3 protein-coding genes are annotated in these 2,205 nt (G+C 53.7%); all 3 read left to right on the top strand.

Annotated elements, in window-relative coordinates; genetic code table 11:
- A partial coding sequence (locus tag P792_RS38370; protein ID WP_023978013.1) for a substrate binding domain-containing protein occupies positions 1-372 on the top strand: 372 nt, incomplete at its 5' end.
- Between the two features lie 725 nt (positions 373-1,097).
- Positions 1,098-1,676: a carboxymuconolactone decarboxylase family protein gene (locus P792_RS24915; RefSeq protein WP_023978012.1), complete on the top strand. Its 579-nt coding sequence runs from the start codon at positions 1,098-1,100 to the stop codon at positions 1,674-1,676.
- A gap of 177 nt (positions 1,677-1,853) precedes the next feature.
- Positions 1,854-2,099 (top strand): AraC family transcriptional regulator, encoded by a 246-nt coding sequence (locus P792_RS39635; RefSeq protein WP_081866862.1) that lies wholly within the window; start codon positions 1,854-1,856, stop codon positions 2,097-2,099.
- Positions 2,100-2,205: the final 106 nt, after the last annotated feature.

The raw sequence follows: 2,205 nt of genomic DNA, 5'->3' as shown, positions 1-2,205 counted from the left end.
CCAGCCTATCTGGCGCGTGCGGGCATGCCGTTGGTCCCTGCCGATCTGGTTGACCACAGCGCGATCGTTTATAGTCAGCTCCCCAATGTCTGGTCATTTCACAGGGATGGCTCGGCCGTCTCGGTGTCCGTTACGGGGCATCTTAGGGTCAGCGCTGCCGAAGGCCTGCGGGCAGCCATACTCGCTGATATGGGCCTGACCATCACCTCGGACTGGATGTTTGCCCCTGAACTGGAGAGCGGCGCCGTAACGCGCCTGCTTCCGGCGTGGTCTTTGCCTGATATCGACCTTTGGGCTGTCTTCCCAACGGGGAGAATGATGACCGCAAAGGCAAGGCAATTTGCAGATTTTGTTCAGGGCTTGATGGAATGAAGGCAGGGTGCCGCCGCTTGGTGCGCCTACTGTCTGTTGCGATATTGAGAAAGACGCGGGCTGGCGTTGCGATCGCCTTGGATCAGCTATGATAACGGAGCAGGTTTCTGATGAATCTCCGGGGGCGGCTCTCCTTCTGATCGATTTGGTTTGCCGTCTGCGACATGCAACTCACACGGCAAAGCAGCCTTTCGATAAGCGAGGAGACTACAAAAGATACGGTATCTTATGCACTTATTGCAATCGTCCATACGCGAAGAATACCGCTGTCCCGACATTCCCCTTTTTTCGAAGCGGCCTTGAAATCTCACCCAACCATTCCCCACCGATGTTTGCCTCCAGTCGAAGTCTCTGGTTTTGGCGGCCGCGCAGCTTACGTTGTTACGGACCATACTCCTACGATTTGCAAAGCAAAATCACTCTCGTGAGACCCATAACTATACTGCAATGATTGGACGGATCAGTGTGGAGATGAGCACGCAGCCCTGAAAGGGTACCAGCTATGCTGGGACGTCGAGGCGGAGTTCGACATCGACATCGATAGGTCAACGATGGGTGGTGCCTGACCCGATATGTTGCTCTCTTCAATCCGCTACAGTCGGCCTTGGCCATTCCATTCGGGAATAAGCGTTATTGCCATTACCCTGCTCCCCAAGCGAGAAAAAATACGAAATCTCCGTTTCCTGATTGTCATATTGGCAAGCAAGTATACAGGAGTTTTCATAATGACGACCAATGCGTCCATGCTGCATGATATCGAAAATGCACCGAAGGCATCAGCAGACATTCTCAACGGGGCACAGCAGGCCCGGGGCTTTATCCCCAACTTGCATCGCGTTCTAGCCGACAGCCCTGCGGCACTTGAGGCATACGCTACCTTGTGGGGGATTGCTGAAAAAACGAGCTTCTCTCCCGTCGAGCGGAATATTGCCTATCTGTCGATCATCTCTGAGAACGAATGCACCTACTGCATGGCAGGTCACACCAACCTTTCGCGCATGGCAAAAGTCGACGATGCGTCAATCGAGGCGATCCGCGAAGGGAAGCCCCTTGCTGACCCTAAGCTTCAGGCCCTGCGCAAATTCGCGGCGCTAGTAACACGCAGCCGTGGCGTCCTGAGCGAAGCCGATGTCGATGCATTCAAGGCTGCCGGCTACGCCAATCAGTCCGTACTTGACGTGCTGGTGCTTGAAGCCACCAAGCTGATCTCGAATTATACCAACCATCTCGCCCATACACCTTTGGACAGCTTCATGGCGGGTGCCGAATGGACCGCCCCGGGTAAACTGGGTGTAGCAGGCTGAACGCGGCACATTTTGGCAAATGGCCGAAGCAAGTCCTTCGGCCGAGGTGTCGTGGAGGTGTCTCGATACGCCCCCGGGCTCATTGGCTGAACCTCAAATTTGTTGATCAGGGAAGCTTCCATTGGATAAGTCCATTCTCATCACAGGCGCCTCGCGGACGACCTAAGTGTCCGTGAATTGGCGCTACAATTTGATCGTAACGTCAAAAGCTTCACAAGGGCGTTCCGCCAGAGCTTCGGTCGGAACCCATTCTCTTATATTACCCGCCGCAGGACGGAACGTGCTCGCACATTGAGTTCACAGGGGTATAACATAACAGAAGCAGCATGCTCCTTGGGCTATTGCAATCCCAGTAAATTTTCAGCCGCTTTTCGACGAGAATTTGGAATTATGCTTTCCAAGTGGAGATTTGATCAGTCCTGACGATTAATTTTTCTCACCGACGACAATGAGATTGGTACTGCTCTAGGCTCAGGACTCATAGCCAGAATATGACGGTTGCGGCGAGACAGATGGCCGAGAAGAAGAC

The sequence above is a fragment of the Asaia sp. SF2.1 genome (assembly GCF_000505765.1).
Taxonomy (GTDB): Bacteria; Pseudomonadota; Alphaproteobacteria; order Acetobacterales; family Acetobacteraceae; genus Asaia; species Asaia bogorensis.
This window is presented reverse-complemented; position numbering and strand designations above follow the sequence as displayed.